Annotated in this window: 23 protein-coding genes, 1 tRNA gene and 2 pseudogenes; 14 read left to right on the forward strand and 12 right to left on the reverse strand. The window is 68.4% G+C overall.

Annotation, left to right across the window (positions count from 1 at the left end; all coding sequences use genetic code 11):
- Positions 1 to 17: 17 nt before the first annotated feature.
- The 3 genes from GTH33_RS05655 to GTH33_RS05665 all read right to left on the reverse strand — a co-directional run bounded on the left by GTH33_RS05655 (position 18) and on the right by GTH33_RS05665 (position 1865).
- Positions 18 to 542, reverse strand: coding sequence for a hypothetical protein (locus GTH33_RS05655; protein ID WP_163957526.1), 525 nt, complete (start codon positions 540 to 542; stop codon positions 18 to 20).
- A 49-nt stretch (positions 543 to 591) separates the two neighbouring features.
- The gene (locus GTH33_RS05660) at positions 592 to 810 is read right to left on the reverse strand and encodes a hypothetical protein (protein WP_163957528.1); all 219 of its coding nucleotides are present in this window, start codon (positions 808 to 810) and stop codon (positions 592 to 594) included.
- A 158-nt stretch (positions 811 to 968) separates the two neighbouring features.
- Positions 969 to 1865, reverse strand: a complete 897-nt coding sequence (locus tag GTH33_RS05665) for an AraC family transcriptional regulator (protein WP_163957530.1) — start codon at positions 1863 to 1865, stop codon at positions 969 to 971.
- Positions 1866 to 2020: 155 nt separating this feature from the next.
- Between GTH33_RS05665 and GTH33_RS05670 the strand changes: the two genes are divergently transcribed.
- Positions 2021 to 2746, forward strand: coding sequence for an SDR family oxidoreductase (locus tag GTH33_RS05670; RefSeq protein ID WP_163957532.1), 726 nt, complete (start codon positions 2021 to 2023; stop codon positions 2744 to 2746).
- A 49-nt stretch (positions 2747 to 2795) separates the two neighbouring features.
- Here the strand turns inward: GTH33_RS05670 and GTH33_RS05675 are convergent, their stop codons facing one another.
- Positions 2796 to 3569 carry an SDR family oxidoreductase gene (locus tag GTH33_RS05675; protein ID WP_163957534.1) on the reverse strand — a complete coding sequence of 258 codons (774 nt, stop codon included), beginning with the start codon at positions 3567 to 3569 and terminating at the stop codon, positions 2796 to 2798.
- A gap of 339 nt (positions 3570 to 3908) precedes the next feature.
- Here GTH33_RS05675 and GTH33_RS05685 point away from each other — a divergent pair, with 339 nt between their 5' ends.
- Positions 3909 to 4409 (forward strand): hypothetical protein, encoded by a 501-nt coding sequence (locus GTH33_RS05685; protein ID WP_166753176.1) that lies wholly within the window; start codon positions 3909 to 3911, stop codon positions 4407 to 4409.
- 141 nt (positions 4410 to 4550) lie between these two features.
- On the opposite strand, the gene GTH33_RS05690 is transcribed toward GTH33_RS05685, so the two are convergent.
- Entirely contained in the window at positions 4551 to 5159 is a 609-nt protein-coding gene (locus GTH33_RS05690) for a DNA-3-methyladenine glycosylase I (RefSeq protein ID WP_163957539.1), read from the reverse strand.
- A gap of 194 nt (positions 5160 to 5353) precedes the next feature.
- Here GTH33_RS05690 and GTH33_RS05695 point away from each other — a divergent pair, with 194 nt between their 5' ends.
- Genes GTH33_RS05695 through GTH33_RS05740 form a run of 10 tightly spaced genes read left to right on the forward strand, consistent with a single transcriptional unit; the run spans position 5354 to position 13946 of the window.
- Entirely contained in the window at positions 5354 to 6808 is a 1455-nt protein-coding gene (locus tag GTH33_RS05695) for a methyl-accepting chemotaxis protein (RefSeq protein ID WP_243848357.1), read from the forward strand.
- Positions 6809 to 6836: 28 nt separating this feature from the next.
- A complete protein-coding gene (locus GTH33_RS05700; protein ID WP_163957541.1) occupies positions 6837 to 7130 on the forward strand; it encodes an STAS domain-containing protein in 294 nt (97 codons plus the stop codon).
- A gap of 2 nt (positions 7131 to 7132) precedes the next feature.
- On the forward strand, positions 7133 to 9280 hold the full coding sequence (locus GTH33_RS05705; RefSeq protein ID WP_163957543.1) for a chemotaxis protein CheA: 2148 nt from the start codon (positions 7133 to 7135) through the stop codon (positions 9278 to 9280).
- Positions 9277 to 10131 carry a CheR family methyltransferase gene (locus GTH33_RS05710; RefSeq protein WP_163957545.1) on the forward strand — a complete coding sequence of 285 codons (855 nt, stop codon included), beginning with the start codon at positions 9277 to 9279 and terminating at the stop codon, positions 10129 to 10131. The genes GTH33_RS05705 and GTH33_RS05710 overlap by 4 nt, the downstream gene beginning before the upstream one ends.
- Positions 10128 to 11153: a protein-glutamate methylesterase/protein-glutamine glutaminase gene (locus tag GTH33_RS05715; RefSeq protein ID WP_208404116.1), complete on the forward strand. Its 1026-nt coding sequence runs from the start codon at positions 10128 to 10130 to the stop codon at positions 11151 to 11153. The genes GTH33_RS05710 and GTH33_RS05715 overlap by 4 nt, the downstream gene beginning before the upstream one ends.
- A 44-nt stretch (positions 11154 to 11197) precedes the next feature.
- A complete protein-coding gene (locus GTH33_RS05720; protein WP_163959630.1) occupies positions 11198 to 11710 on the forward strand; it encodes a chemotaxis protein CheD in 513 nt (170 codons plus the stop codon).
- A gap of 41 nt (positions 11711 to 11751) precedes the next feature.
- On the forward strand, positions 11752 to 12117 hold the full coding sequence (locus GTH33_RS05725) for a response regulator (protein ID WP_163957547.1): 366 nt from the start codon (positions 11752 to 11754) through the stop codon (positions 12115 to 12117).
- Between the two features lie 10 nt (positions 12118 to 12127).
- Positions 12128 to 12571: a chemotaxis protein CheW gene (locus tag GTH33_RS05730; protein WP_163957549.1), complete on the forward strand. Its 444-nt coding sequence runs from the start codon at positions 12128 to 12130 to the stop codon at positions 12569 to 12571.
- Between the two features lie 32 nt (positions 12572 to 12603).
- Complete coding sequence (locus GTH33_RS05735; protein WP_163957551.1) at positions 12604 to 13614, forward strand: chemotaxis protein CheB; 1011 nt, start codon at positions 12604 to 12606, stop codon at positions 13612 to 13614.
- Positions 13602 to 13946 carry a hypothetical protein gene (locus GTH33_RS05740; protein WP_249055005.1) on the forward strand — a complete coding sequence of 115 codons (345 nt, stop codon included), beginning with the start codon at positions 13602 to 13604 and terminating at the stop codon, positions 13944 to 13946. The genes GTH33_RS05735 and GTH33_RS05740 overlap by 13 nt, the downstream gene beginning before the upstream one ends.
- Positions 13947 to 13999: 53 nt before the next feature.
- On the opposite strand, the gene GTH33_RS05745 is transcribed toward GTH33_RS05740, so the two are convergent.
- From GTH33_RS05745 to paoA, 5 genes and pseudogenes are all read right to left on the reverse strand, one after another.
- On the reverse strand, positions 14000 to 14914 hold the full coding sequence (locus GTH33_RS05745; protein WP_208404118.1) for a LysR family transcriptional regulator: 915 nt from the start codon (positions 14912 to 14914) through the stop codon (positions 14000 to 14002).
- A 4-nt stretch (positions 14915 to 14918) separates the two neighbouring features.
- On the reverse strand, positions 14919 to 15317 hold the full coding sequence (locus GTH33_RS05750; protein WP_163957553.1) for a hypothetical protein: 399 nt from the start codon (positions 15315 to 15317) through the stop codon (positions 14919 to 14921).
- An 11-nt stretch (positions 15318 to 15328) separates the two neighbouring features.
- Positions 15329 to 17538 (reverse strand): annotated as a pseudogene (paoC, locus tag GTH33_RS05755) (aldehyde oxidoreductase molybdenum-binding subunit PaoC).
- Positions 17535 to 18494 carry an FAD binding domain-containing protein gene (locus GTH33_RS05760; RefSeq protein WP_163957555.1) on the reverse strand — a complete coding sequence of 320 codons (960 nt, stop codon included), beginning with the start codon at positions 18492 to 18494 and terminating at the stop codon, positions 17535 to 17537. Before GTH33_RS05760 ends, paoC begins: the two are co-directional and overlap by 4 nt.
- Positions 18491 to 19120 (reverse strand): aldehyde dehydrogenase iron-sulfur subunit PaoA, encoded by a 630-nt coding sequence (gene paoA / locus GTH33_RS05765; RefSeq protein ID WP_163957556.1) that lies wholly within the window; start codon positions 19118 to 19120, stop codon positions 18491 to 18493. Before paoA ends, GTH33_RS05760 begins: the two co-directional genes overlap by 4 nt.
- 687 nt (positions 19121 to 19807) lie before the next feature.
- On the opposite strand from paoA, the gene GTH33_RS05770 reads away from it, so the two are divergent.
- Positions 19808 to 20920, forward strand: coding sequence for a hypothetical protein (locus tag GTH33_RS05770; RefSeq protein ID WP_163957558.1), 1113 nt, complete (start codon positions 19808 to 19810; stop codon positions 20918 to 20920).
- Positions 20921 to 21360: 440 nt separating this feature from the next.
- Here the strand turns inward: GTH33_RS05770 and GTH33_RS05775 are convergent.
- Positions 21361 to 21435: transfer RNA gene (locus GTH33_RS05775), tRNA-Thr, on the reverse strand.
- A 176-nt stretch (positions 21436 to 21611) separates the two neighbouring features.
- Here GTH33_RS05775 and GTH33_RS05780 point away from each other — a divergent pair.
- Positions 21612 to 21818 carry a hypothetical protein gene (locus GTH33_RS05780; RefSeq protein ID WP_163956795.1) on the forward strand — a complete coding sequence of 69 codons (207 nt, stop codon included), beginning with the start codon at positions 21612 to 21614 and terminating at the stop codon, positions 21816 to 21818.
- Positions 21819 to 21841: 23 nt separating this feature from the next.
- On the opposite strand, the pseudogene GTH33_RS05785 reads toward GTH33_RS05780, so the two are convergent.
- Positions 21842 to 23643, reverse strand: a pseudogene (locus tag GTH33_RS05785) (aminopeptidase P family protein).
- Between the last annotated feature and the right edge of the window lie 418 nt (positions 23644 to 24061).

The raw sequence follows: 24061 nt of genomic DNA on the forward strand, positions 1-24061 counted from the left end.
GCGGCGGGCGGCCGCCGTCAGGCCGCCAGCGGCGAGGTGAGCAACAGCCGATCGCCGAGCCGGTCGTAGAAGCCGCAGACATCGATGATCTCCGCCGCGCCCGGTGCCAGCCGCGTGCCGAGCGCATAGCGGGCAAGGGCGGGGCCGGACGTCTCGCGCCAGCCTACCGTCATCGTGTCGCCGCCGGCGACGTCGGGGCGGCGGACCCAGCCGTTGCAGTGGATCAGACAGGCGCTCGACCGGCCGAGCGCGCGCAGCCGGGCCTCGTCCGCCGACACCAGCGCGCCGCCGGTCGCGAATACGCCCGCGGCGGGCACACCATAAGCGCGTAGCTTGTTGGCGGTGTTGCGCTGGTCCTCGCGCACGACATGGCCCGCCGAGGCGCCCAGTTCGTCGAGCAGGCCGTGCAGGAATCGATCCAGTTCGCGCAGGCAATTGGCAAGGAAGCGCGCGCGGACACGCGCCTGGCGTCCTTCGGGCCAGCCATCGGTGATCACCGGACGTTCGGCGAGCGCGGCGAGGAAGGTCGCGCCGCGGGTCAATGTCTCATGCGCCGCCGCTGCCCCCGCAGCGGCGTGACGCGGGTGTGGATCACGCCCCGTCGGTGGCCGTCGCCAATGTGCTGGCGGCTCGGGTCGCGGCGGCGCGCTGGTCGCGCATCGCCTCCGTCCGTTCGGCGCGCGCGGCCATCGCTTCCCACGAACGCGCGGCGCGTTCGCAACGGTCGCGGACATTGTCGAGGCTCGCTTCGGACGCGTTGCTGCGCTCCTGATCGGCCTGCTTGCGGAAGAATGTGGCGTCGCTGGACATCGGGGACCTCGTCAGCGGAATGGAACGGCAGGGAAGGACGGTCGACGCCAGGAAACGCGCGGTGGACCGTCGATGTGCGACTGTGCGAACACCACAGATGGGCGTTCGGGCTCCAATTAGCAAGCGTGGCGTCGGTGTGGCCGCCGGCGGCGCGCCCGTCACACCGGGGTGAGCAGATCGCCGCTGGCCTGCAGCCGTTCGATGTCGCGGCGTGGCGGCGCGCCGAACAGGCGGGCATATTCGCGGTTGAATTGCGTGGCGCTTTCATAGCCGACCGCGAAGCCGGCGCTGCCGGCACTGGTGTTGCCGGACAGCATCAGCCGCCGCGCTTCCTGCAGGCGCAGCTGCTTCTGGTAGGCGAGCGGCGTCATTCGCGTCACCGCCTTGAAATGCTGGTGCAGCGAGGACGGGCTCATGCCGGCGGCGGCGGCGATGGCATCGATCCGCAGCGGGCGATCGAAGCCGGTGCGGATCGTCGCGATGGCGCGGCCGACCTGGTTGAGGTGGCTGTCGGCGACCGCCATCGCGCGCAGCGCGGCGCCGTGCGGCCCGCGCAACAGGCGATACAGGATTTCCCGTTCGATCAACGGCGCCAGCACCGCCATGTCGGCGGGCCGGTCGAGCAGGCGGATCAGCCGGATCGCGGCGTCGATCAGGTCGGCATCGCTGTGATACACGGCGAGCGCCGGCAGGTCGGCACGCGGCCCTGCGGCGGCGCCGGACAGGATGAGGTCGGCCAGCGCGGCCTGATCGATGTCGATCTTGCAGCAGAGGTAGGGCGCGTCGGGGTCCGCCTGGATGACATGGCCGACCAGCGGCAGGTCGACTGACACGAGCAGGTAATGCGCCGCATCGTAGACCAGGCTGCGATCGCCGAGCGACACCCGCTTGGCACCCTGGGCGATCAGGCAAAGCGACGCATCATAGACGGCGGGTAGTGGCGTCGTCGGTTCGTCGGCGCGGAACAGCGACACGCGGGCCAGCGCCGTGCCGGTCATGCCCGTGTGCGGGATGTGTCGCGCGATCAGCGCCGCGAGATCGTCGATCCGGTCCATGGCATTCCCATTGCCCCGGCGCGGGGCCGTCGTGCAAGCGCATCGAGCGATCGTTCGGAGGATCGGGCAACAGGTTCGGTGGATCGTTCTCACGCTGCGCGACGATCCGGCGCCATTTGGGTTCGGCCACGAACGGCGACAGGAAAGGACACATCATGACCGACGCAATCGACAAGACCGTGCTCATCACCGGCGCCTCCAGCGGCATCGGCGAGGCGACGGTGCGCGAACTTGCCGCCGCGGGCGCGCGGCTGTTCATCGGTGCGCGCCGCACCGACCGGCTGGAGGCGCTGGCCGCGGAATACGGCGAGCAAGTCGCGTGGCAGGCGCTGGACGTCACCGACGCGGCGAACTTCGCCGCCTTCGCCGATGCGGCCGAGGCGCGGTTCGGGCGGATCGACGTCCTCGTCAACAACGCCGGCGTGATGCCGCTGTCGTTGCTCGCCGCGCTGAAGCAGGACGAATGGACGCGGATGATCGACGTCAACATCCATGGTGTGCTGAACGGCATCGCCGCGGTGCTGCCCCGCTTCGTCGGGCAGGGCGGCGGCCATGTCGTCAACGTCGCATCGATCGCGGCGCACTTCGTCATGCCGAGCGCTGCGGTCTATTGCGCGACCAAATATGCGGTCTGGGCGATCACCGAAGGTCTGCGGCAGGAGCATGACGACATCCGCACGACCATCATCTCGCCGGGCGTGGTGGCGACCGAACTGGGCAACGACATCACCGATCCCGGTATCGCCACCGCCCTGACCGGCTGGCGGGAGAAGTCGTTGACGCCCGATGCGATCGCACGGGCGATCCGCTATGCACTGGAGCAGCCCGAGGGCGTCGACATCAACGAGGTGATCGTGCGTCCGACCGCGGCGGGGATGTAGCCGATGAAGGGCGGTCCGGACGCCTCGTGCGCGTCCGGACCGCCCGGCGTCACGCGGCGTCGCCGGCGCGCTGTCGGGCGGCGCGTTCGGTCAGTGTCTTCAGCGTCGCATCGAAACGGCCCTCGCGTTCCGCCTGGCGAAGGAACTGCACCTCGTCGACCAAGATTTCGGACGGGGTGGGCGTCTGCGCGAATTGGGCGGCGACGGCGTCGGCGAACGCCTCCAGCGGCATATAGCCCGGCCGGTCCGCCTGGCCCGGCGTCAGGTCGGTCTGCACGCCCGGCGGCACCAGCTCGATCACCTCCACCTTGTCGGCCAGCTGCGTGCGCAGCGACACGGTATAGGAATGGATCGCCGCCTTGCTGGCCGAATAGGTCGGCGCCGCGATCATCGGCACATGCGCGAGGCCCGAGGTGACGGTGACGATCGCGGCATCGGGTTGCCGCACCAGATGGTCGATCAGCGCGTTCGTCAGCCGGATGGGCCCCAGGATGTTGATCGCCACCGTCGTTTCGGCATCGGCGAGGTCGCGGTGGCCGGTCAAATCCTCGAACGTCATGATACCGGCGTTGTTGAACAGGACGTTGAGGGCCGGGAAGTCGGCGACGATCCGCCCGGCGAAGGCCGCGACCGCCGCGGCATCCTCGACGTCGAGCGTCGCGGTGTGGATATTCGCCCGGCCGGCGGCGGCGCGGTCGAGCGCGTCCTGGCGGCGGCCGACGATGATGACGGTATCGCCGCGATCGTGAAAGCGGTGTGCGAGCGCTTCGCCGATGCCGCTGCCGCCGCCGGTCATCAGGATGGTATTGCCCTTGGTCTTCATGAGGATGGCTCCGAACGATATGGTGAGGATGCGGGTTGCGGTGGTCGGCGGCGCGCGTGGGCGCGGCCGGTGGACGGGCAGTTGCGGTTCGTCGCGCGTCCGTCCGGCCGTATGCCAGTCGAGGGGCGTCGGTGCGGGCCTCGTTGGCCGGCGGTATCGTCGCGATCGACCTGCGGCGGCGGCCACACGTGGGACGGTCCGACGGCGTCGCCCAGCGCCTCGATCATACCGACGGATACTCCAAACCGGTGGTTCAGGCGGCTCAACGCATCGGGCTTGAACCTTATCCCTGTGCCGATGATTATATCCGACGAGATATAGACATGGGTGGGCTTGCGGATGACGAAGAAGGTCAGGGTGGACATGACCGGCCTGCGGTTCGGGCGACTGGTCGGCGTGGCGTTCGATCACCGCAGCGCCAGCGGCCACGCCCATTGGCTGTTCCGCTGCGATTGCGGGCGCGAGGTCGTGGCGAAGGGCGGCAACGTGCGGTCCGGTGGCACCGCGAGCTGCGGATGCCTGCATCGCGAGGTCTGCGCGGCGCGTTTGACCCGGCACGGCCACCGCGCCGACAGGCGGCACGAGCCCACCTACCGGGCGTGGCAGGCGATGCGTCCGGCCGCGGCGACCGCCATCTGCCCCCGCTGGCGCGACGATTTCGCCGATTTCCTGGCGGACATGGGCGAACGGCCCGCCGGCACCAAGCTGGTCCGTCGCGATGCGGATGCGCCGTTCTGCGCGAGCAACTGCCGCTGGGCGGCAGTCGACGATCGTGCGGCACGCGCCGTCCACGGTTGGGCGCGGCGGCGCGGCATGGTGGAGCAGGGCGTGACCGCGTGAGGGCGCGGAGGCGCTAGGGTGTATCGACGTTCAGCCTTTGACCTCCCCGGCCTCCGCCGGAAAGCAAGCTGGTCCAAATGCCGTCGCGCTGTTGAATGTCGATCCGACCTGATGCGGATCGGTCGTGGCGGGATGACCGAATCACGCCGCACGATCCGGTGATGCACGGTGCGTGCCGGCGCTGCGATGAGCGAAGCATTGCGGTTCATGATCGTCGACCAGCCCGCACGCCTGCATCCAGGCATAGACGATGACTGGCCCGACGAATGTGAAGCCGCGCGCTTTCAACGCGGCCGACAGCGCCTCCGATGCGGGGGAACGAGTGCGCGGCGCGTCGTCCCCATTCACGATCGGGCGACCGTCGACGAAGCTCCAGCAGAAGGCGGCGAAATCCTCGCCCGCCGCGCGCATCGCCAGGAAAGCGCGGGCGTTGCCGATCGTCGCCTCGATCTTGGCGCGCGACCGCACGATGCCGGCGTCGGCCATCAGCCGGTCGACGTCGCCGGGTCCGAACCGGGCGACGCGGGCCGGATCGAACCCGGCGAAGGCGGCGCGGAACGCGTCGCGCTTGCGCAGGATGGTGATCCAGGCCAGCCCCGCCTGGAACCCGTCGAGCATCAGCTTTTCCCACAAAGCACGGGCGTCATGCTCGGCGACGCCCCATTCCGCATCGTGATAGGCCGCCAGCAAAGGATTGCCCTGCGCCCAGCTGCAGCGTGGGCGGTGCTGAACGATCGTCTCTGTGGCCATGCGCGACGATGTAATCCGATCACGGACGATTGCCATCGCCGACCGTTGCGATGGCAGCGGGCGGGGGCATCCGCAACATTCGAAAGCTTATGCTCATTGTGGACATGATTAACTAAAAATTGTCCGTTTTGGTCTTACTCGGGTCGTCAGGGGGATCGCCGCGCGGTCCTCAGCCATGGTCGGGATGGTCCGCCATGGCAGCGAAGGATCAGCGGATGTTCTCGTGGTTTGAGAAGAAGGCGCCAATACGCACGAAGTTCAAGGTGCTCCTGGCCGCCCACGGCACGGTGGCTGCCGCAGGTATCGTCACCACCTATCTGGCCGCGAAGGCCACGCCGGCCACGGCCGACATCTACATCGCATCTGCCATCGCGCTGTTCGCATGCACCATCGCGATGGTGTTGTTGAGCGGGAGGATGATCAGCAATCCGTACGTCGCCACCGTGGTTCGGATGGAAGGACTGGCGGCAGGAGACCTGACGAGCGCCATCGCCTTTACCGAATATCGCGATTGCGTCGGCCGGATGGCGCGGGCGATGGAGGTGTTCAAGCAGAACGCCGATCAGGTCCAGGCCGCGGCGGAGGCGCAACGATTGGTCGTCGGGGCGCTGGGCGAAGGGCTTACCCGGCTCGCGGCGCGCGACCTCAGCTATCGCATCGAACAGGCGTTTCCCGCCGATTACGAGCGACTGCGCATCGACTATAATCGCGCGCTGGACGCCGTCGCATCGACGATGACCGCGGTGACGGACGCGACCAACGGCATCAACAGCGGCGCGACCGACATCCGCCAGGCGTCCGACGACCTGTCGCAGCGCACGGAACAGCAGGCCGCGAGCCTGGAGGAGACCGCGGCGGCGATGGACGAGATCACCTCGACCGTACGCCAGACGGCGGCTGGCGCCGTCCGCGCCAACGGCGTGGTCGAGGAAGCGCGGGTGGAAGCCGAGCGGTCCGGCGACGTCGTTCGCCGCGCCGTGCAGGCGATGGCCGACATCGAGCGCGCTTCGAACGAGATTTCCGAGATCATCTCGGTCATCGACGGCATCGCGTTCCAGACCAACCTGCTGGCGCTCAACGCCGGTGTCGAGGCGGCACGTGCCGGCGAAGCGGGCCGCGGCTTTGCCGTCGTCGCATCCGAGGTCCGCGCCCTGGCGCAGCGGTCCGCCGACGCCGCCAAGGACGTCAAGACCCGCATCACCGCATCGACCCAGCAGGTCGACAACGGCGTGGAACTGGTGAGCGAAACCGGCAAGGCGCTGGACCGCATCATCGTCCGCATCGCGGAGATCAACACGCTCGTCGGCCAGATCGCGGTCGCGGCCGAACAGCAGGCGACCGGCCTGCAACAGGTCAACACGGCGGTCAGCGAGATGGACGGCGTCACCCAGCAGAATGCCGCGATGGTCGAGGAATCGACCGCCGCCGCGCGCAGCCTGGCGACCGAGGCCGACGAACTGGCCCGCCAGATCGCGCGGTTCCGGATCGATGCGGGCGAAGGTCATGCCGCCGCCGCACCGGCCGCCCGGCCCGTGGTGCACCAGCTGCAACAGCGTGCGGCCGATGCCGGCCGGCACATCGCCACTCAGCTGCGCCGCAGCGGATCGGCGGCGGTCGCGGTCGACACGGACGACTGGTCGGAATTCTGATCCAGCCGCTGATCGAAGGAAGACACGCATGCCAGCCCATCCGCTGCCCAATGCCCTCGATACCGGGGCTGCCGGTTCCCTGCGCGACACGTTGCTCGGCCGCATCGAGCGGCGCGAAGACCTTCAGTGCGACGGCGTCGAGGTATCGCGGATCGGGCTGGCCTGTCTGCAGGTCCTGGCGTCCGCACGGCTGAGCGCGATCGCCCACGGCCTGGGGTTCGGAATCATCAATCCCAGCGAGGCGATGGTCCGCATGATGAACCTCGCCGGGCTGGCCGACGCACTGTCCCCCGTCGCCGCAACCGCTGCCGCAAAGGCCTGACGATGAACCTCGACGAGATCCAGCAGATCTTCTTTCAGGAATGCGAAGAAGGCCTCGCCATGATGGAGGCGAGCTTCGCCACCGTCCGCCAGGGCGACGACGACCCCGAGACGATCAACACGATCTTTCGTGCGGTCCATTCGATCAAGGGCGGCGCGGGGGCGTTCGGGCACGAACGGTTGCAGGCATTCACGCACGAATATGAAACGCTGCTCGACCTCGTCCGCAACAACACGCTGACGTTGTCGTCCGACCTGCTCGGCACCATCGTCGGTGCGTTCGACATGCTCGCCGACCATGTCGCGGCCGCCCGCGACCAGGGTGATCCCCCGGCGGACGGTGCGATGCTGGCGCGCCTGGTCGCGGCGTCGGTGGTGCCGGCTCCGCTGCCGGTTGCCTCCACGGCCACGGCCACGGCCTCGCTCCCGGCGACAGGCCCGGCCGCGAGCGCCGATGGCTTCGACGACCTGTTCGCGCTGTGCGACGCGCCCGCGCCGGCGAGGCCGTCGGCGGAGGGCGACTGGCAGGTCACCTTCGTGCCGGGCACCGACGCGCTGGACAATGGCGGCGACCCGCTGCTGCTGCTGCGCGAACTCGGCATGCTCGATGGCGACGTGCTCGCTGCGGACGTGTCGCGCCTGCCGCTGCTCGACGCCCTCGACCCGGAACGCGCCTATCTCGGCTGGACGGCGATCGTGCCGGCGGCGGCATCGGATGACGACATCCGCTCGATCTTCGAATTCGTCGGCGCCTGCGAACTGGTCGTGGAGCGGATCCCGTCAGCCGCAACCCCGCCGATCGACGCGGGCGTCGCAGCGATCGACCTGCTCGACGAGCCCGCGCTGCCCGCCGCCGCCGATCCGATCGATCCGCCGGTCGAGGACGACCGTCCCGCCGCGCCCATGGCCACGGGCCAGCCGGTCGACATCGCCGCGCCGCGCGCCGCGGTGTCGGCGCCGGCGCAGACGATCCGCGTCGACCTCGACAAGCTCGACCGGCTGGTCAACCTGGTCGGCGAACTGGTCATCACCCAGGCGATGCTGGCGCAGCGCCTGTCCGAACACGGCATGGCCGGCATCAGCGAACTGACCGACCTCGACCATCTGACGCGCGAATTGCAGGAATCGACGATGGCGATCCGTGCGCAGCCGATGAAGACGGTGTTCAGCCGCGTGCCGCGCATCATCCGCGAACTGGAGCTGGAAACCGGCAAGCGCGTCCGGCTGGATATCGTCGGCGAGATGACGGAGGTCGACAAGACCGTCGTCGAGCGGATCGGCGAACCGCTGACCCACCTGATCCGCAACGCCGTCGACCACGGGCTGGAAACGCCGGCCGACCGACTGGCCGCGGGCAAGCCCGAAGAGGGGGTCGTCACGCTGTCGGCGGTGCACCATTCCGGCCGTATCGTCATCACCGTCGCCGACGACGGCCGCGGCATCGATCGCAAGCGCGTCCGCGCCAAGGCGATCGAGCGGGGCATCGTCGCCGCCGATGCGATCCTGAGCGACGAGGAGGTCGACAACCTCATCTTTGCACCGGGATTCTCGACCGCGGCGACCGTCTCCAGCATCTCGGGACGGGGCGTCGGCATGGACGTCGTGCGCAAGAACGTACAGGCGCTGGGCGGCCGGATCGGCATCAGTTCCAATTTCGGCTCAGGCTCCAGCTTCGCGCTGTCGCTGCCGCTGACGCTGGCGGTGCTCGACGGCATGATCGTCACCGTCGGCGACCAGACCTTCGTCATTCCGCTCGGCCATATCGTCGAAAGCCTGCGCCCGTCCGACGACGGCGTGAAGGTGCTGGGTCCCAGTGCATCGCTGCTCGACGTGCGGGGTTCGTACGTGCCGGTGCACCGCGTCGCCGAACAGCTCGGCATCGAGGGCGCGCAGACCGATCCGTCCCGCGCGGTGCTGATCGTGGTCGAATCCGACACCGGCCAGGCCGTGCTGATGGTCGATTCGATCCAGGACCAGCGCCAGGTCGTGGTGAAGAGCCTTGAGGCGAATTACGCGGCCATTCCCGGCCTTGCCGGCGCCACCATCCTCGGCGATGGCCGTGTCGCGCTGATCCTCGACGTCGATGCGCTGATCTCGCGCTGGCGGCGCGACCCGCGGCTCGGTACGGCGCCGCTGGGGATGGCGGCATGACCGCCGCCGTCGCGCCGCGCGCCACCGAATTCCGCTTCGATCCCGCCGATCACGCCGCGATCGCCGCCTTCGTCTACGAAACGGCGGGCATCCTGATGCCGCCGGGCAAGATGCAGCTGGTCTATGGCCGGCTCGCCCCCCGCGTGCGGGCGAGCGGCCTCACCCGCTTCGCCGACTATATCGCGCTCATCGACCGCGACCCGGTCGAACGGACGCGCGCGATCGATGCGCTGACCACCAACCACACCAGCTTCTTTCGCGAATCGCATCATTTCGACCATTTCCTGGAGCATGCCTGGCCGGCGCTCGACCAACGGCTCGGCACTCGCGGCAAGGTGCGGATCTGGTCGGCGGCCTGTTCGAGCGGCGAGGAACCCTATTCGCTGCTGATGGCGATGTTCGGCAAGGAGCGGGGCAACGGCCAGCGCCTGTCGCGCACCGACCTGCGCATCCTCGCCACCGACCTGTCGACCGAGATCCTGACGGCCGCAAAGGCCGGTCGCTACGCCCTCGACACCGCGTCGGGCGTGCCGACCACGCTGCGCGAAACCTGGATGACGCGCGACGGCGATGCCGCACAGGTGCATCCGCTGGTCCGCGAGCGTGTCGCCTTCCGCAAGCTCAACCTGCTGGAAGACTGGCCGATGCGCGGTCGATTCGACGCGATCTTCTGCCGCAACGTCATGATCTACTTCGACGAACCGACCAAGGAGCGGTTGCAGACCCGGCTTGCCGAACGCCTCGCCCCCGGTGGGTTCCTGTACATCGGCCATTCCGAACGGCTGTCGGCCTCGGTCGCGCCGGGCTTCACCTGCGTCGGTCGCACCACCTTCCAGAAGGTGGCGGCATGACCGGGGGCAGCCCCGTCCGCGTGCTGGTGGTCGATGATTCCGCCACGATGCGCGCGATGGTGTCGCATGCCTTGTCGCGCGACCCCGATATCGCGATCGTCGGCACCGCGGATGGCCCGAACGCCGCGCGCGAGATGATCAAGGCGCTCGACCCCGACGTGCTGACGCTCGATATCGAGATGCCGGACCGCAACGGGCTCGACTTCCTCGACAAGATCATGCGCCTGCGGCCGATGCCGGTGGTGATGCTGTCGACGCTGACCGGCCGCGGCGCGGATGCCTCGATCAGGGCGCTCGAACTCGGTGCGTTCGATTGCTACGAAAAGCCGCGACAGCTGCATGACGGCGCGTTCGGCGAGGGCCTCGCACGGCTGGTGAAGGCCGCCGCCAGAAGCCGTGTGCGGCCGCGCGCCATCGCGCCCAAGCCCGCCACCGGCGACTTCGTCCCGCGCGCGGATGCGATGATCGCGATCGGATCGTCGACCGGCGGGGTCGAGGCGCTGATCGAACTGCTGTCCGGCTTTCCGGCCAATTGCCCGCCGACGGTGATCGTCCAGCATATGCCCGAAAGCTATGTGCCGACCTTTGCCGCCCGGCTGGATCGCCTGTCCGCGCCGCAGGTCAGCGTCGCGCGAACGGGTGCACCGCTACAGGCCGGCCACGTCTATGTCGCGCCGGGCGGATCGCATCACACCGAAATCACCGGCAACGCGCTGCGGCGCTGCCGGCTGGTCGCGGACGACAAGATGAGCGGCCATCGACCCTCGGTCGACCGGCTGTTCCTGTCGGTCGCCCGCTGGGCCGGCGCATCGGCGGTCGGCGCGATCCTCACCGGCATGGGCGCGGATGGCGCCGAAGGACTGAAGAGCATGAAGGACAATGGAGCGATGACCATCGGTCAGGACGAGGACAGCTGCGTCGTCTACGGCATGCCGGCCGCCGCACGGCAGATCGGCGCGGTGACGGTGCAACTGCCCTTGTCGCGGATCGCCGCGCGCCTGCTCGCCGGGTGCCGGGCGTGAGCGCGCTGCCGGCGCCGGTCGACGGGCTGAAGCGCATCACCATCATGCAGGGCGAGACCAAGGTGTCGGACAATCCCGGCGTCGTCATGACGACCGTGCTCGGCAGCTGCATCTCCGCCTGCCTGTTCGATCCGGTGACCCGGGTCGGCGGCCTCAACCACTTCCTGCTGGCCGAGCCCGGCAGCGGTGACACCGACGTCCGCTCGCTCCAGCGCTACGGCGTGTATGCGATGGAGGTGCTGATCAACGCGATGATGGCGATGGGTGCGACGCGCACCAACCTGAAGGCCCGGATCTATGGCGGCGCGAGCCTGCGCGACGGCTTTCGCGACATCGGCGCGACCAATGCCCTGTTCGCGCGTCGCTTCCTGCGGGACGAGCGCATCGCGCTGGTCGGCGAGGATGTCGGCGGCCATGGCGCCCGGCGGGTGGAATTCCGTCCGACGCTGGGCCTGGCGCGGTGCCGCATCGCCACCGACCGCCCCGCCGAACGCCCCCGGATCGTCGCACCGCCACCCGCCGCCGCCGCGTCGATCGGCGACGTCGAGTTCTTCTGATGACCCAATCCGCCCAACGCATCCCCAACGAAGGAAATTCCGTGTCCGGCACGATCATGACCGTGGACGATTCGCCCAGCATGCGCATGCTGCTGAGGGCGGCGCTGACCGACCTTGGCTACAAGGTGCTGGAGGCCGAGGACGGCCTCCAGGCGCTCGACCGGCTCGGCGGCCTCGCACCCGACCTGCTGATCACCGACATCAACATGCCGCGGCTCGACGGGTTCGGCCTGATCGAGAAGCTTCGCGAACAGGACCGGCACCGCAACCTGCCGATCCTGGTGCTGACCACCGAAAGCTCCGACGAGAAGAAGCAGCGCGCCCGCTCGGCCGGCGCGACCGGCTGGATCGTCAAGCCCTTCCACCCCGACAAGCTGGCCGCGGCGATCCGTCGCGTGCTGCACTGAGGAATTGCCCATGTCCCGTCAGCTCATCACCTTCCAGATCGGCGAACAGGTCCTCGGCGTCGACATCATGGCGATCCGCGAAATCCGCGCCTGGTCGCCCGCGACGCCGCTGCCCAACGTCCCGCCCCACGTGCGCGGCGTCGTCAACCTGCGCGGCGTCGTGCTGCCGGTGCTCGACCTCAGCCATCGGCTGGGGTGGGGCATGACCGACCCCTCGTCGCGCCACGTCATCATCGTCGTGCGGATCGGCGAACAACTGCAGGGCCTGATCGTCGATGCGGTCAACGACATCGTCACCATCCCGGCGGACGGCATGCAGGCGCTGCCCGATATCGGCGAGACGCCGGCGGCGAATTTCCTGGAGGGACTCGCGACGATCGACGAGCGGCTGATCCTGGTGCTCGCGCTCGACCGGCTCGTGGATACCGCCCTTCCGCTCGCCGACGCCGCTTGAGCCCCCCACGTATCCTGCAAGGACAATAGGCCATGGCCGCACCCGTCAAAGTTCTCGTCGTCGACGATTCCCTCACCATGCGCGCGCTGCTGTCCGGCGCGCTGGAACGTATTCCCGGCGTTGCCGTCGTCGGGTCCGCCGATGGCGCCGACGAAGCGCGCACGATGTGCGAACAGCTGTCCCCCGACGTCATGACGCTCGACGTCGAGATGCCGGGGATCAGCGGCATCGAATATCTCGCCGAGATCATGGAGAAACGCCCGATGCCGGTCATCATGTTCTCGACCCGCACCGAAGCGGGCGCCGAGGCGTCGGTGGAGGCGTTGCGGCTGGGCGCCATCGATTGCTTCCCCAAGCCCAAGGTCGCGGTGGCGGCCGAATTCGACAAGATCCTCGCCAAGCTCGGCAAGCGAATCAAGGCCGCCAAAGGTGCCGCGGTGAAGGGCGCCGCGACGACGAAGGTGGTGCCGGCACCGCCGCTGGACTGGAACGGACGCGTGCTGGCGATCGGCGGCGAGGCCGCGGCGACGCAGGCGCTGTTCGACCTGTTCGGCAGCCTTCCGGCGAACTGTCCGCCGACGGTCGTCGTCCAGCATCTGGGCGCAGGGCTGGCGGGAACGATGATCGACAAGCTCGCCGAGACGATCGCGCCCCGCATCGTCCTGGCCGAGGACGGCATGGCGGTGGAGCAGGGGACGATCTATCTGGCGCCCCCCGGCGACCATCATGTCGTGGTCGACGGATGGCCGAACGGCACGTTGCGGATGCTGCCGCGCGATCCGGTCGCGGGCGAGCGGCCGTCGATCTCGATCCTGTTCGCCTCGGTGGCCAAGGCGGCGGGGGCGGAGGCGATCGGCCTGCTGCTGGGTGCGGACGGCGAGGATGGCGATGCCGGTATCCGCGCGTTGCAGGCGGGGGGCAGTTACTGCATCGTCCCGGCCGAAAAGCGCGTCGACGGCTACGTCCTGTCTCGGCGCATCGCGGCGCAGCTGGTGCCTGCCGACCAGCTGCCGCGTAGCATCCTGAAGCTGTGCAGCAAGTGATCGAGCGTCCGATCGCCATGGTGGCCGCCACGGCAGCGGACGGCGGCGTGCAACCGGCGCTGGCGCATGCGCTGGCGGAGGAGCTGGTCGGCCTCACCTCGCTGCTCGCCGATCTCGCCTACGATCTCGCCGGGAACCCGGACACGCTGCGGTGTCACATGCAGAGCCTGCAGGACATCGATCGGATCACCCAGACGCAACTGGCGATCGCAGACGTGCTGCGATCGTCGGAACCGGTGGAAACGTGTCTGGACGCGGTGACGCTGGACGATCTCGCAGGCCGCCTGCGCCGGTCGATCGCAGCGGCGGGCGCACGATCGTCGGGTCCGTAACGGGCGACCGCCCGGTCCCGCCCCTTGGGCAGGACATGACGATCGTCACCCGCTCACAGCCCCATCGGCCGCAGTTCGCGGATCAGATCGACAAGCAGCCGGATCCCCGTCGGCACCTGTCGCCGGCTCGAATAATAGATGTGATAGCCGGGGCCGGTGACGGCCCAGTCGCTCAGCACCGGGCGCAACAGGCCGGCAGCCACCTCTCGCGCCATGGCGGCCTGCGTGCCGTAGGTCAGTCCGGCCCCCGCGATCGCCATCGCCATCATCGTCCGGCTGTCATCGGCGGTGATGTGGCCCGGCACGGCGATATCGCGATCGCCGTCCGGCCCCGTGAATTCCCAGCGATAGACGCTGTCGTCGCCCAGCCGCACGCCCAGGCAGCGGTGGTGCCGCAGGTCGTCCGGGTGTTCCGGCGTGCCGTGCCGTTCGAGATACTGCGGGGCGCCCGCCACGATCCAGCGCAGATCGGCCGACAGGCGTTGCGCGATCATATCCTCGGGCACGGTGCCGCCGTGGCGGATACCGGCATCGAACCCCTCGCCGGTGATGTCGACCATGCGGTTGCTGGCGACGATATCGACCTCGATCTCCGGATAGCGCGTCGCGAACGCGCCCATCACCGGCGCCAGCAACAGCGCCGCCGCATCGGCGACGACGTTGAGGCGGATGCGGCCGCCCGGCCGCTCGCGAAAGCGGTTGAGGTCGTCCACCGCCTGGCCGATCGCCGCGAACGGGCCATCGATCGCCGCGCGCAATTGTTCGCCCGCCGCGCTTAGTGTCACCGAACGGTTGGTGCGATTGACCAGCCGCACGCCCAGCCGCGCCTCCAGCCCCTTCAGCGCATGGCTGATCGCGGATGTGGTGACGCCAAGCTCCAGCCCGGCGCGGCGGAAGTTCAGATGGCGCGCGATCGCTAGGAAACAGGCGAAGTCGCCAAGGTCGGATCGGTTGGAAGGCACCGGCATGCGCTCAGCGCGCGCCGCGGCCGGCGCGACAGGCCGGGTCGTCCACCGATATGCCCCCGACGACGATCCGGCCGTCATTCCCCGGCGCAACCGATCGCACCGGCGGTACGACCGATACCCGGCGCATGACATGCCCGGCCGGACCGGATAGTGCCGCGCATGTGCCGGCCCGGGTGACGGCCGGCCGGCACGCCTCGCATCCCTCGCCCCCGGCGGCGGACCCGGCGCCGGCGAGCGATACGGGCAGTGCAATACGGATCATGGCATCCTCGCAGCGATCGTTCGCCCGCACGATATGCGACATGCCCGCGGATGGCACCTTGCGATGCTCATCGCCGCGGGTGGTTCGCCGCATCACCTCTTCTGCGCCGTCGGCGCGGGCGCGGCGAGCATCAGCAGCCATATACGCGCGGGTCAGGCGATGTCGGGTAGCCGGTCGAGATACTTGTCGAGCGTCAACGGATAGTCCCGCACCCGCACGCCCGTCGCATTGTAGACGGCGTTGGCGATCGCCGGCGCCACGCCGGTCAGGCCCAGTTCGCCGACCCCCTTCGCCTTGACCGGCGAGATGGTCGGATCGACCTCGTCGATGAAATGCGCCTCGAGATGCGGTACGTCGAGGTGGACCGGGACCTCATACTGGGCAAGGTCGTGGTTCACGAAGAAGCCGAACCGCGTGTCGAGCGCCATCTCCTCGGTCAGCGCGGCGCCGATGCCCATCACGACGCCGCCGATCACCTGGCTGCGCGCGGTCTTGGGATTGATGATACGGCCCGCCGCGCACACCGATACCACGCGGCGTACCCGCGTCTCGCCGGTGTAGGCGTTCACCGCCACTTCCGCGAAATGCGCCGCGAAGGTCTGCTGGTTGAACTGGTCCGCCAGCTTATCGAACGTCATCGTGTCCTCCACGACGATCTCGCCGCCCTTCGCCGCATCCGCGATCGGCACCGACCGGTTGCCGCTGCGCACGTGGCCATCGACGAAATCGACCTCGGCGGTGTTGAACCCCAGCCGCTGGGCGACCGCCTCGCGCAGCGCGACGCAGGCGGCATAGACGCCGGCCGACACCGACGGCGCGCCTTGCTGGCCACCCGATCCGGGGGTTTCGGGGAAACTGCTGTCGCCCAGCTTCGCCAGGATCCGGTCCGGTTCCACGCCCATCATCTCGGCCGCGGTCTGCTGCACCACGGTATAGCTGCCGGTGCCGATGTCGGTCATGTCGGTTTCGATCGTCATCCGGCCATCCCGGCCCAGCCGTGCGCGGGCGCCGGCCTTGGCGATCTTGCCGCCGCGGATCGCGCCCGCCACGCCATGGCCGATCAGCCACTCGCCCTCTCGCGTCGCACCGGGCCGCGCGTTGCGCCTGTCCCAGCCGAAACGCAACGCCCCCTCTTGCAGGCATGCGACGAACGCCCGGGTGGAAAAGGGCCTGGCCGGATCCTCCGGATCGACCTGCGTGTCGTTGCGGATGCGCAGCTCCACCGGGTCCATCCCCAGCTTTTCCGCGAGTTCGTCCATCGCGATCTCCAGCGCCATCAGCCCCGGTGCCTCGCCCGGCGCGCGCATGGCATTGCCCTCGGCAAGGTCCAGCGTCGCCAGCCGCATTCGCGTCAGGCGGTTGGCGCCCGCATACAGCCCCGCGTCGGGGTGACGCACGGTTCGGTCCGCCCGCCGGGCAGGTTGCCGCTGACGCTGTCGTGCAGGATCGCGGTGATCCGCCCGTCATGGCCCGCGCCCAGCTGGATATGCTGGATGGTCTTCGGGCGGTGGATCGTCGCGTTGAACATCAACGGGCGCTGGAGCGCGATCTTCACCGGACGTTTCACCACGCGGGCAGCGATGGCGGCCAGCGCGAGGTCGGCCTGCACCGTCCCCTTGCCGCCGAAACCTCCGCCGATATAGGGCGAATGCAACCGCACGTTTTCCCTGGGGATGCCCAGGATCAGGCCCAGATCGCGCGTGCCCCAGTTCATCTGCTGGATCGACGTCCAGCAGGTCACGCGGTCGCCGTCCCACCGCGCGATGGTGGCATGCGGCTCCATCATGCAATGCGCCTGATCGGGCACGACATAGGTCTGGTCGACCTTGACCGGTGCGGCGGCGAACGCGCTGGCGAAATCGCCGATCCGCTTCTCGTTCGGTCCGCCATATTCGCCGTCGGGCGGCACCGGCGCGCTCGCCGCCTGGGCAGCCAGGTCGTAACGGCCATCGGTGCGGGTGTAGTCGACGCGGATCAGCGCCGCGGCGGCGCGCGCCTGTTCGAATGTGTCGGCCACCACGACGGCCACCGGCATGTGATAGTGATTGACCTCCGGCGCGGCGAGCATCTGCTGGACGTAGAATTTGCCGACGCCCGGCTTGCCCGCGTTCAGGTAAGTGACGACGCCGACCACGCCGGGCGCGCGTTCCGCCTCCCGCGTGTCGATCGCGGCGATCCGCCCCTTCGCCACCGACGCACCGAGCACGTAACCATAAGCGAAGCCGGGGGCGACATCCTGCCACTCATAGGCATAGGTCGCCGTGCCGGTGGTCTTCAGCCGCGCCTCGTAGCGGTCGATCGGCTTGCCCAGTACCGCCATCCGGTCGGTCGGGTTCGCGCCTGCGGGCGTGTCGAACTTCATGGTCGTTCCGCCTTTGCCTGGGCGATCACGGCAGCGAGCGTGCGCGTCGCCAGCGTCATCTTGAACCTGTTGTCGTCGGTCGGCTTCGCATCGGCGAACGCCCGCCGCGTGACGGCGGCGGCACCCTGCGGCAATGCCGCCTCGGCCGCCTCCACCCGCCACGGCCTGGGCGCGACGCCGCCGAACGATACCCGGCCGGTGCCGTCCTCCTGGATCACCGCCGCCACCGACACGAGGGCAAAGGCATAGGATGCGCGGTCGCGCACCTTGCGATAGAAATGCCGGCCACCCATCGGCGCGGGCAGGGTCACTGCGGTGACGAGTTCGCCATGCTCCAGCACATTGTCCCTGTCGGGCGCCGCCCCGGGCAGGCGGTGGAAGTCGGCGATCGGGATCGCGCGGGTCGTCCCGTCCGGCTTCACCGTCTCGATCGTCGCGTCGAGCACCCGCATCGCCTGCGCCATGTCGCCCGGATAGGTTGCGATGCACTGGTCGGAACCGCCCACGACCGCGAGCTGCCGCGAACAACCACCGATCGCCGGACAGCCCGAACCGGGCTTGCGTTTGTTGCATGGCATGTTGGTGTCATAGAAATACGGGCAACGGGTGCGCTGCAACAGGTTGCCCGCCGTGGTGGCCTTGTTCCGCAGTTGGCCGCTGGCGCCCGCCTGGATTGCCCGGGTGAGCACGCCATAGTCGCGCCGCACCACCGCATGGGCGGAAAGCGCGGTGTTGCTGACGAACGCGCCGATGCGAAGGCCGCCGTCCGGCGTCGTCTCGATCCGGTCCAGCTTCAGGTCCTGCACGTCGATCAGCTGCGTCGGCGTCGCGATCTCCAGCTTCATCAGGTCGAGCAGGTTGGTGCCCCCGGCCAGGAACATCGCGCCCGGTGCACGGGCCACCGCCGCGGCCGCACCGGCCGCGCTCGTCGCGCGGTCGTAGGTGAAACTCTTCATGCCGTTTCTCCGGCGACTTCGGCCATCGCCTCGGCGATGTTGGAATAGGCGCCGCAGCGACAGATGTTGCCGCTCATCCGCTCCCGCATCTCGATGTCGGTAAAGCCCGGCTTCGCCGTCAGGTCGCCCTGCACATGGCTCGGCACCCCGCGCCGTATCTCGTCCAGCACCGCGATCGCCGAACAGATCTGTCCCGGCGTACAATAGCCGCACTGATAGCCGTCATGCTTGACGAAGGCCGCCTGCATCGGATGCAGCCGGCCGGGGGCGCCGAGCCCCTCGATCGTCGTCACCGCATCGCCCTGGTGCTGCACGGCAAGGCTGAGGCAGGCGTTGATCCGCGCGCCGTCCACGATGACGGTACAGGCGCCGCACTGGCCATGGTCGCAGCCTTTCTTGGTGCCGGTCAGGTGCAGATGTTCGCGCAAGGCGTCGAGCAGCGTCGTCCGCGTATCGAGCGTCAGGTCGTGGCGTTTGCCGTTGACCGTCAGCGACACCGGCATGGTCGCGGGCGGTGCCGCCGGCCCGGGCACCCCTGCCTCGACCGGCAGCGCGGTGACGGCGGCCGATGCGACCCCGCTCACCAGCATCCCGCGACGCGAGAATTCGACGTGTCCTGGTGCCATGCCGTTGCTCCTTGCATGATCGGTGACCCGTAACGGCACGGCAGGCGGGATGCGAAGCGTGCGCAAGCCTGTATATAAGACAGGATCGGCCCGATCGAAGGCGCGTTTCGTTCAACGATGCCTTGAGCATTGCTCATCAAGCCAATTGTCGCGGATGACACCGAGATAAGTGGGCCAGCTTTCGGCAATAGAACTGCTTCTGCGGGAATGACGTGGACCACGTTCGACCCCGCGTCGAACCCTGACAACAATCGGTCACGACGACTGACGGTCCGTTACGCGACAAGCGAACCAAGATCGTAGGTCACATGGCTTTTCAGATAAGCGTAACATTAAAGTTGATCGAAACTGCCCTGCACGTGGTGGTATAATTTACAGCTTGGCTTAAGATGCGAACCTGATCAATCGCAAACGTTATATCATCGTTATCCGGCTAAGAACGATGAAGGCATGATATGCAATAAATGTTGGGACAAAAGCCTCGACGTTGGCCGGGCTATCTCGATCCGTTCGGGCGTGTGGTGTCGCTCGCCATTCGGGCCCGCTTCTAGATGGTGGAGCGTCGCAATCCGAACGTCGCAATGACGGCTGGATCGTCGTCGCCTCCGGGTCGATGCCCCGGATATCGTCCGCCGTTAGGAGCATAGCATGCGACGCAGATATATTCCCTGCGCGATCGCCGCAGGCTTGAGCGTGGCCTACGCGGCGTCCTCGTCCGGACAAGGCAAGCCGAACGACGAGATCGCCGCGACTGGTCGGAGAATGCGCAACGTTCGCCTGAGCTATGACTGGACCGGCCGGTCGTTGCAGCAATGCCGGATCGAGAGGTCGAGCGGCGATCCCGAAATCGACCGAACCATGTGCCGCATATTGAGCACGTGCATACAACAGGGGCGCTCATCCAACACCCAGGCGAAACGGTGCATGATGCGCCGCGTCAAGACAATGATCGAAGAAGCCCAGCACCTGGGCATGTCGCGCATCCTTTCCATCACGGACGAGATGCCGGACGCCAACCGGCCCGCCGGCACGCCGATCGATGCCGGCAGCAACGTTCCGCACACCGGAGCGCCAGATGGGGATATCGTGATCGAGGGGCGGCGAGACCCGATCCGTGGCGGCCTGTGGCAGATCGAGCGCACCAGTGTATTCGGCAGGGGCGGGGCAGGGGAGATGCCCATGGCATCTCCTCGCTCCTTCAACATATGCCTTCCCGACACCTCGGTACGGCAGATGCTGGAGCGGGCCGTCAACGAACGCCTGCGCCGCCCCGGCACGTATGATTGCGGACCGATCGCTCTCGCGGTGGGCCCCAAATACACTAATCTTCGGTTCACCTGTCCCGGTCGATCCGGCGAAAACGTCCTGGGCTCTCTTGCCGGCAAACACGCGGTGTCGCTGGTCTACGGGGAGGACAAGCGGGGGAACCTGCGCGACGACGCCATCACCGCGATCCATACGATCGAACTGGACCGGCGGGGCAGCCAGGCGACATTTCGCCGTGGCGGTAAGGGGGAGCTCGCCACGTATGTCATGTATTTCAACGCTGTCCGTATCGGTGACTGTCCCGCATCGGGCGAACCGGATCCGGCCCCCCGTGATGAGGTTATGCCGCTGCTTTTCGGTCTGGATGAGATATTCGACGAGAAGGGACATCCCCGCGTTTGCCCAAAATGGTGGAAATCCTACATTCCTGTGCAATGTGGCCAATACTTCCAGCCGGCATCGCACGGATTTGATAGCCCGGATATGGACCGCGACGCCCGTGGTCCCCTGACCATGCTTCGCCCCGAACGCTGAAACCAGCCGCAGACGTGGTGCGTGGCGGTAAGACGGTCTACCTGTTTGGCTTTTTTGCGGTCGCTGCCGACGTGTCGAAGACCGCTCGGTTCCGACGCGCCTAATCCGCTATCCAGCGGCTTGTTCTTCCGTCTCCGTGGGGGCCGTGGTTGCGATCAGGCGATCAAGGACGAGTTCCCCGCCAACCACCACTTGAGGCATGCGATCGCCGAAGTCGCACGGAAAAGCGCAGGCACGAACACGGTTGCGACTCAGCAAAGTGAGCAAGTACGCGATGGGTTTCCAATGAGGCGGTCTCGGCTGACGCGATCACGAGACCGGCTCAGCGGCGTTTCCCATAGCTCGTCCGCATCCGGTTGAACGACCTCCGACGCAGATGCCGTCCCCGTCATGGCCCGGCGCCCGTGCGAAACGAACTCGCGCGGCAAGTCGTCAAAAAATGGTGCTGCCGGTGAGGATTGAACTCACGACCTCAGCCTTACCAAGGATGCGCTCTACCACTGAGCTACGGCAGCACTGCCCTTTCGAGCGAAGCGCGCCTAGACCCGTTCGCGGACGGATTGTCAAGCGCCGACGCAGGTGTTTAGGCCGATCGCATGCAGGAAACAATCATCGTCGCACGTGCGACAGCCGTGATCGTCGCTGGAGCGACCGCCGTGATCGTCGCGGGAACGACCGCCATGATCGCCGCATGAGCGACAAGGACGAACGCGCCGCCCGGCTGGCCGCGCAGCTGCGCGCCAACCTGCATCGGCGCAAGGCGCAGGCGCGTGCCGGCGTGGCCGCCCCGGCGCCGGCGCAGCCCCCGGCGGACGTCGCCGATCACCCGGTCGGCATCGACCGGGTGGATGACGGCGCCGGCGGCGACGGACCGCATCCGGGAACCACGCGGACCTAGGACGATCCGCTCCCGCGGCGCGATCAGTCCAGCGGCGCGCATTTTGATGCGAGCCACGCCCGGTCGTCGCCGTCCAGCACCGGGCCGATCGTCGCGGCGACCGCGGCGTGATAGCGATCGAGCCAGGCCCGTTCGGCGGGGGTCAGCAGATCGGGATCGATCAGGTCGCGCTCGATCGGGGCGAAGGTCAGCGTCTCGAACGCCAGCATCGCGCGATCGGGGTCGCCGCCGGGGATCGTCGCGGGCACGGTCAGCAGCAGGTTCTCGATGCGGATGCCGTATTCGCCCGCCTTGTAATAGCCCGGTTCGTTGGACAGCATCATGCCGGCGCGCAGCGGTTCCAGCGAGGCGCCGCCGGGGTAGTTGGGCGCGGCGATCCGCTGCGGTCCTTCGTGCACCGACAGATAGCTGCCGATGCCGTGGCCGGTGCCATGCGCGAAGTCGAGGCCAGCTTCCCACAACGGCCGCCGGGCGAAGCCGTCGATCTGCGCGCCGGGCGTACCGTCCGGAAAGATCGCGGTGGCGATGGCGATATGCCCCTTCAGCACGCGGGTGAAGCGGTCGCGCATCTCTGCGGTCGGCGCGCCGATCGGCATGACGCGGGTGACATCGGTGGTGCCGTCGACATATTGGCCGCCCGAATCGATCAGGAACAGCTGGCCGGGCAGGATCGGGGCGTTCGATTCCTCGGTGACGTGATAATGCGGGCTGGCACCATGCGCCCCGGTCGCCGAGATCGTGTCGAACGAGGTGTCGAGGAGGCAGCCGGTTTCCTCGCGGAACGCCAGCAGCCGCGCGGCGGCGGACAGTTCGGTCTGCCCCCCTTGGGGCATTCCGTCTCGACCCAGCGCAGGAAGCGGGTCAGCGCGGCGCCGTCGCGGACCGAGGCGGCACGGTGGCCGTCGACCTCCGCCGGGTTCTTCAGCGCCTTGGCGAGCACCACCGGATCGCGAAGCGGCAGCACCTTCGCCCCGCCCTGCGCCAGTGCATCGAAGATCGCGGCGACCGCGCGTTCCGGATCGGCGGCGACGCGCTTGCCGGCATAGCCCGCCAGCGCCCCGGCAAAGGCATGGCGATCGTGCAGGCGGACGGCATTGCCCAGGTGCTGGCGGATCGCATCGTCGACCTTGCCGGGGGCGACGAACAGGTCGGTGGTGCCGTCGCTGCCGACGATCGCATAGGACAAGGCGACCGGCGTATGCGCGACGTCGAGGCCGCGCACGTTGAGCGCCCAGGCGATCGAATCGAGCGCGGTGAGGACGACCGCGTCGGCCTGCCGTTCCGCCAGCCAGTCGGCGATCTCCGCCCGCTTGGCGGCGGACGAGCGGCCGGCGTGGGTATCGTCGTGCACGGTGAGCGGGGCGTCGGAGGGGGCGGGGCGGTCGGTCCAGATCGCATCGACCGGGTTGGCGGCGACCGGTACCAGCGTGGCATCACGGTCGGCCAGTGCGGCGGCGGTGTCCTTCACCCAGCCGCTGGTGTGCAGCCACGGGTCGTAGCCGATGCGCTGGCCGGCGACGGCGTGGGCGGCGAGCCAGCTGGCAACGCTTTCCTGCGGCACCGGCACATAGGCCCAGTCGTCGGCGGACACCTGTTCGCGGACCTGCAGGGTATAGCGGCCGTCGGTGAAGATCGCCGCGCGGTCGCCGAGCACCGCGGCGGTGCCGGCCGACCCGCCGAAGCCGGTCAGCCAGCCGAGGCGCTGCGCATAGGCGCCGACATATTCGCTCATATGTTCGTCGGTCAGCGGCACGACGAACCCGTCGAGGCCGATGCGGGCGAGTTCGGCGCGCAGGGCGGCGAGGCGGGCGGAATGGGTGGTCATGGTCGGTGTCCGTGTCGGTCTATCGCTGGCGCGACCGTGCCACAGGGGGGCATGGGAGGACAGGGGGGCGTTCGCGATCGGGGTTACGGAGCAGGACGCCCGCCCGCCCGCGCCGCCACCCCGGACGGGTTCCGCGGTCCACGCGGCCGCACGGGATCGGCCGGATTTACATTCCCGGCCTCGCCGCAGATGGTCCCCGGACCCCGTCCGGGGTGGCAGTGTGACAGGGTGTATCGACATTCAGCCGTCTACCCCCCCGGCGAAGGCCGGGGCCCAGTTGGGGCAGGCTGGCGAGGAGGCGCATTCCAGCGTTACAGCTGCTGTCCCAATCGGGCCCCGGCCTCCGCCGGGGAGGTGGGCTGGTCCAAATGCCCTCTCGCTGTTGAATATCGATCCGACCTCATGGCGGACGCGTCTG

Source organism: Sphingomonas insulae, from assembly GCF_010450875.1.
Taxonomy (GTDB): Bacteria; Pseudomonadota; Alphaproteobacteria; order Sphingomonadales; family Sphingomonadaceae; genus Sphingomonas; species Sphingomonas insulae.

Excerpts from the sequence above, each read along its gene's own strand:
- GTH33_RS05660 (WP_163957528.1), bottom strand. The coding sequence starts at position 810 with ATGTCCAGCGACGCCACATTCTTCCGCAAGCAGGCCGATCAGGAGCGC.
- GTH33_RS05665 (WP_163957530.1), bottom strand. The coding sequence starts at position 1,865 with ATGGACCGGATCGACGATCTCGCGGCGCTGATCGCGCGACACATCCCG.
- GTH33_RS05670 (WP_163957532.1), top strand. The coding sequence starts at position 2,021 with ATGACCGACGCAATCGACAAGACCGTGCTCATCACCGGCGCCTCCAGC.
- GTH33_RS05675 (WP_163957534.1), bottom strand. The coding sequence starts at position 3,569 with ATGAAGACCAAGGGCAATACCATCCTGATGACCGGCGGCGGCAGCGGC.
- GTH33_RS05685 (WP_166753176.1), top strand. The coding sequence starts at position 3,909 with ATGACGAAGAAGGTCAGGGTGGACATGACCGGCCTGCGGTTCGGGCGA.
- GTH33_RS05690 (WP_163957539.1), bottom strand. The coding sequence starts at position 5,159 with ATGGCCACAGAGACGATCGTTCAGCACCGCCCACGCTGCAGCTGGGCG.
- GTH33_RS05695 (WP_243848357.1), top strand. The coding sequence starts at position 5,354 with ATGGCAGCGAAGGATCAGCGGATGTTCTCGTGGTTTGAGAAGAAGGCG.
- GTH33_RS05700 (WP_163957541.1), top strand. The coding sequence starts at position 6,837 with ATGCCAGCCCATCCGCTGCCCAATGCCCTCGATACCGGGGCTGCCGGT.
- GTH33_RS05705 (WP_163957543.1), top strand. The coding sequence starts at position 7,133 with ATGAACCTCGACGAGATCCAGCAGATCTTCTTTCAGGAATGCGAAGAA.
- GTH33_RS05710 (WP_163957545.1), top strand. The coding sequence starts at position 9,277 with ATGACCGCCGCCGTCGCGCCGCGCGCCACCGAATTCCGCTTCGATCCC.
- GTH33_RS05715 (WP_208404116.1), top strand. The coding sequence starts at position 10,128 with ATGACCGGGGGCAGCCCCGTCCGCGTGCTGGTGGTCGATGATTCCGCC.
- GTH33_RS05720 (WP_163959630.1), top strand. The coding sequence starts at position 11,198 with ATGCAGGGCGAGACCAAGGTGTCGGACAATCCCGGCGTCGTCATGACG.
- GTH33_RS05730 (WP_163957549.1), top strand. The coding sequence starts at position 12,128 with ATGTCCCGTCAGCTCATCACCTTCCAGATCGGCGAACAGGTCCTCGGC.
- GTH33_RS05735 (WP_163957551.1), top strand. The coding sequence starts at position 12,604 with ATGGCCGCACCCGTCAAAGTTCTCGTCGTCGACGATTCCCTCACCATG.
- GTH33_RS05745 (WP_208404118.1), bottom strand. The coding sequence starts at position 14,914 with ATGCCGGTGCCTTCCAACCGATCCGACCTTGGCGACTTCGCCTGTTTC.
- GTH33_RS05750 (WP_163957553.1), bottom strand. The coding sequence starts at position 15,317 with ATGGCTGCTGATGCTCGCCGCGCCCGCGCCGACGGCGCAGAAGAGGTG.
- GTH33_RS05760 (WP_163957555.1), bottom strand. The coding sequence starts at position 18,494 with ATGAAGAGTTTCACCTACGACCGCGCGACGAGCGCGGCCGGTGCGGCC.
- paoA (WP_163957556.1), bottom strand. The coding sequence starts at position 19,120 with ATGGCACCAGGACACGTCGAATTCTCGCGTCGCGGGATGCTGGTGAGC.
- GTH33_RS05780 (WP_163956795.1), top strand. The coding sequence starts at position 21,612 with ATGAGCGACAAGGACGAACGCGCCGCCCGGCTGGCCGCGCAGCTGCGC.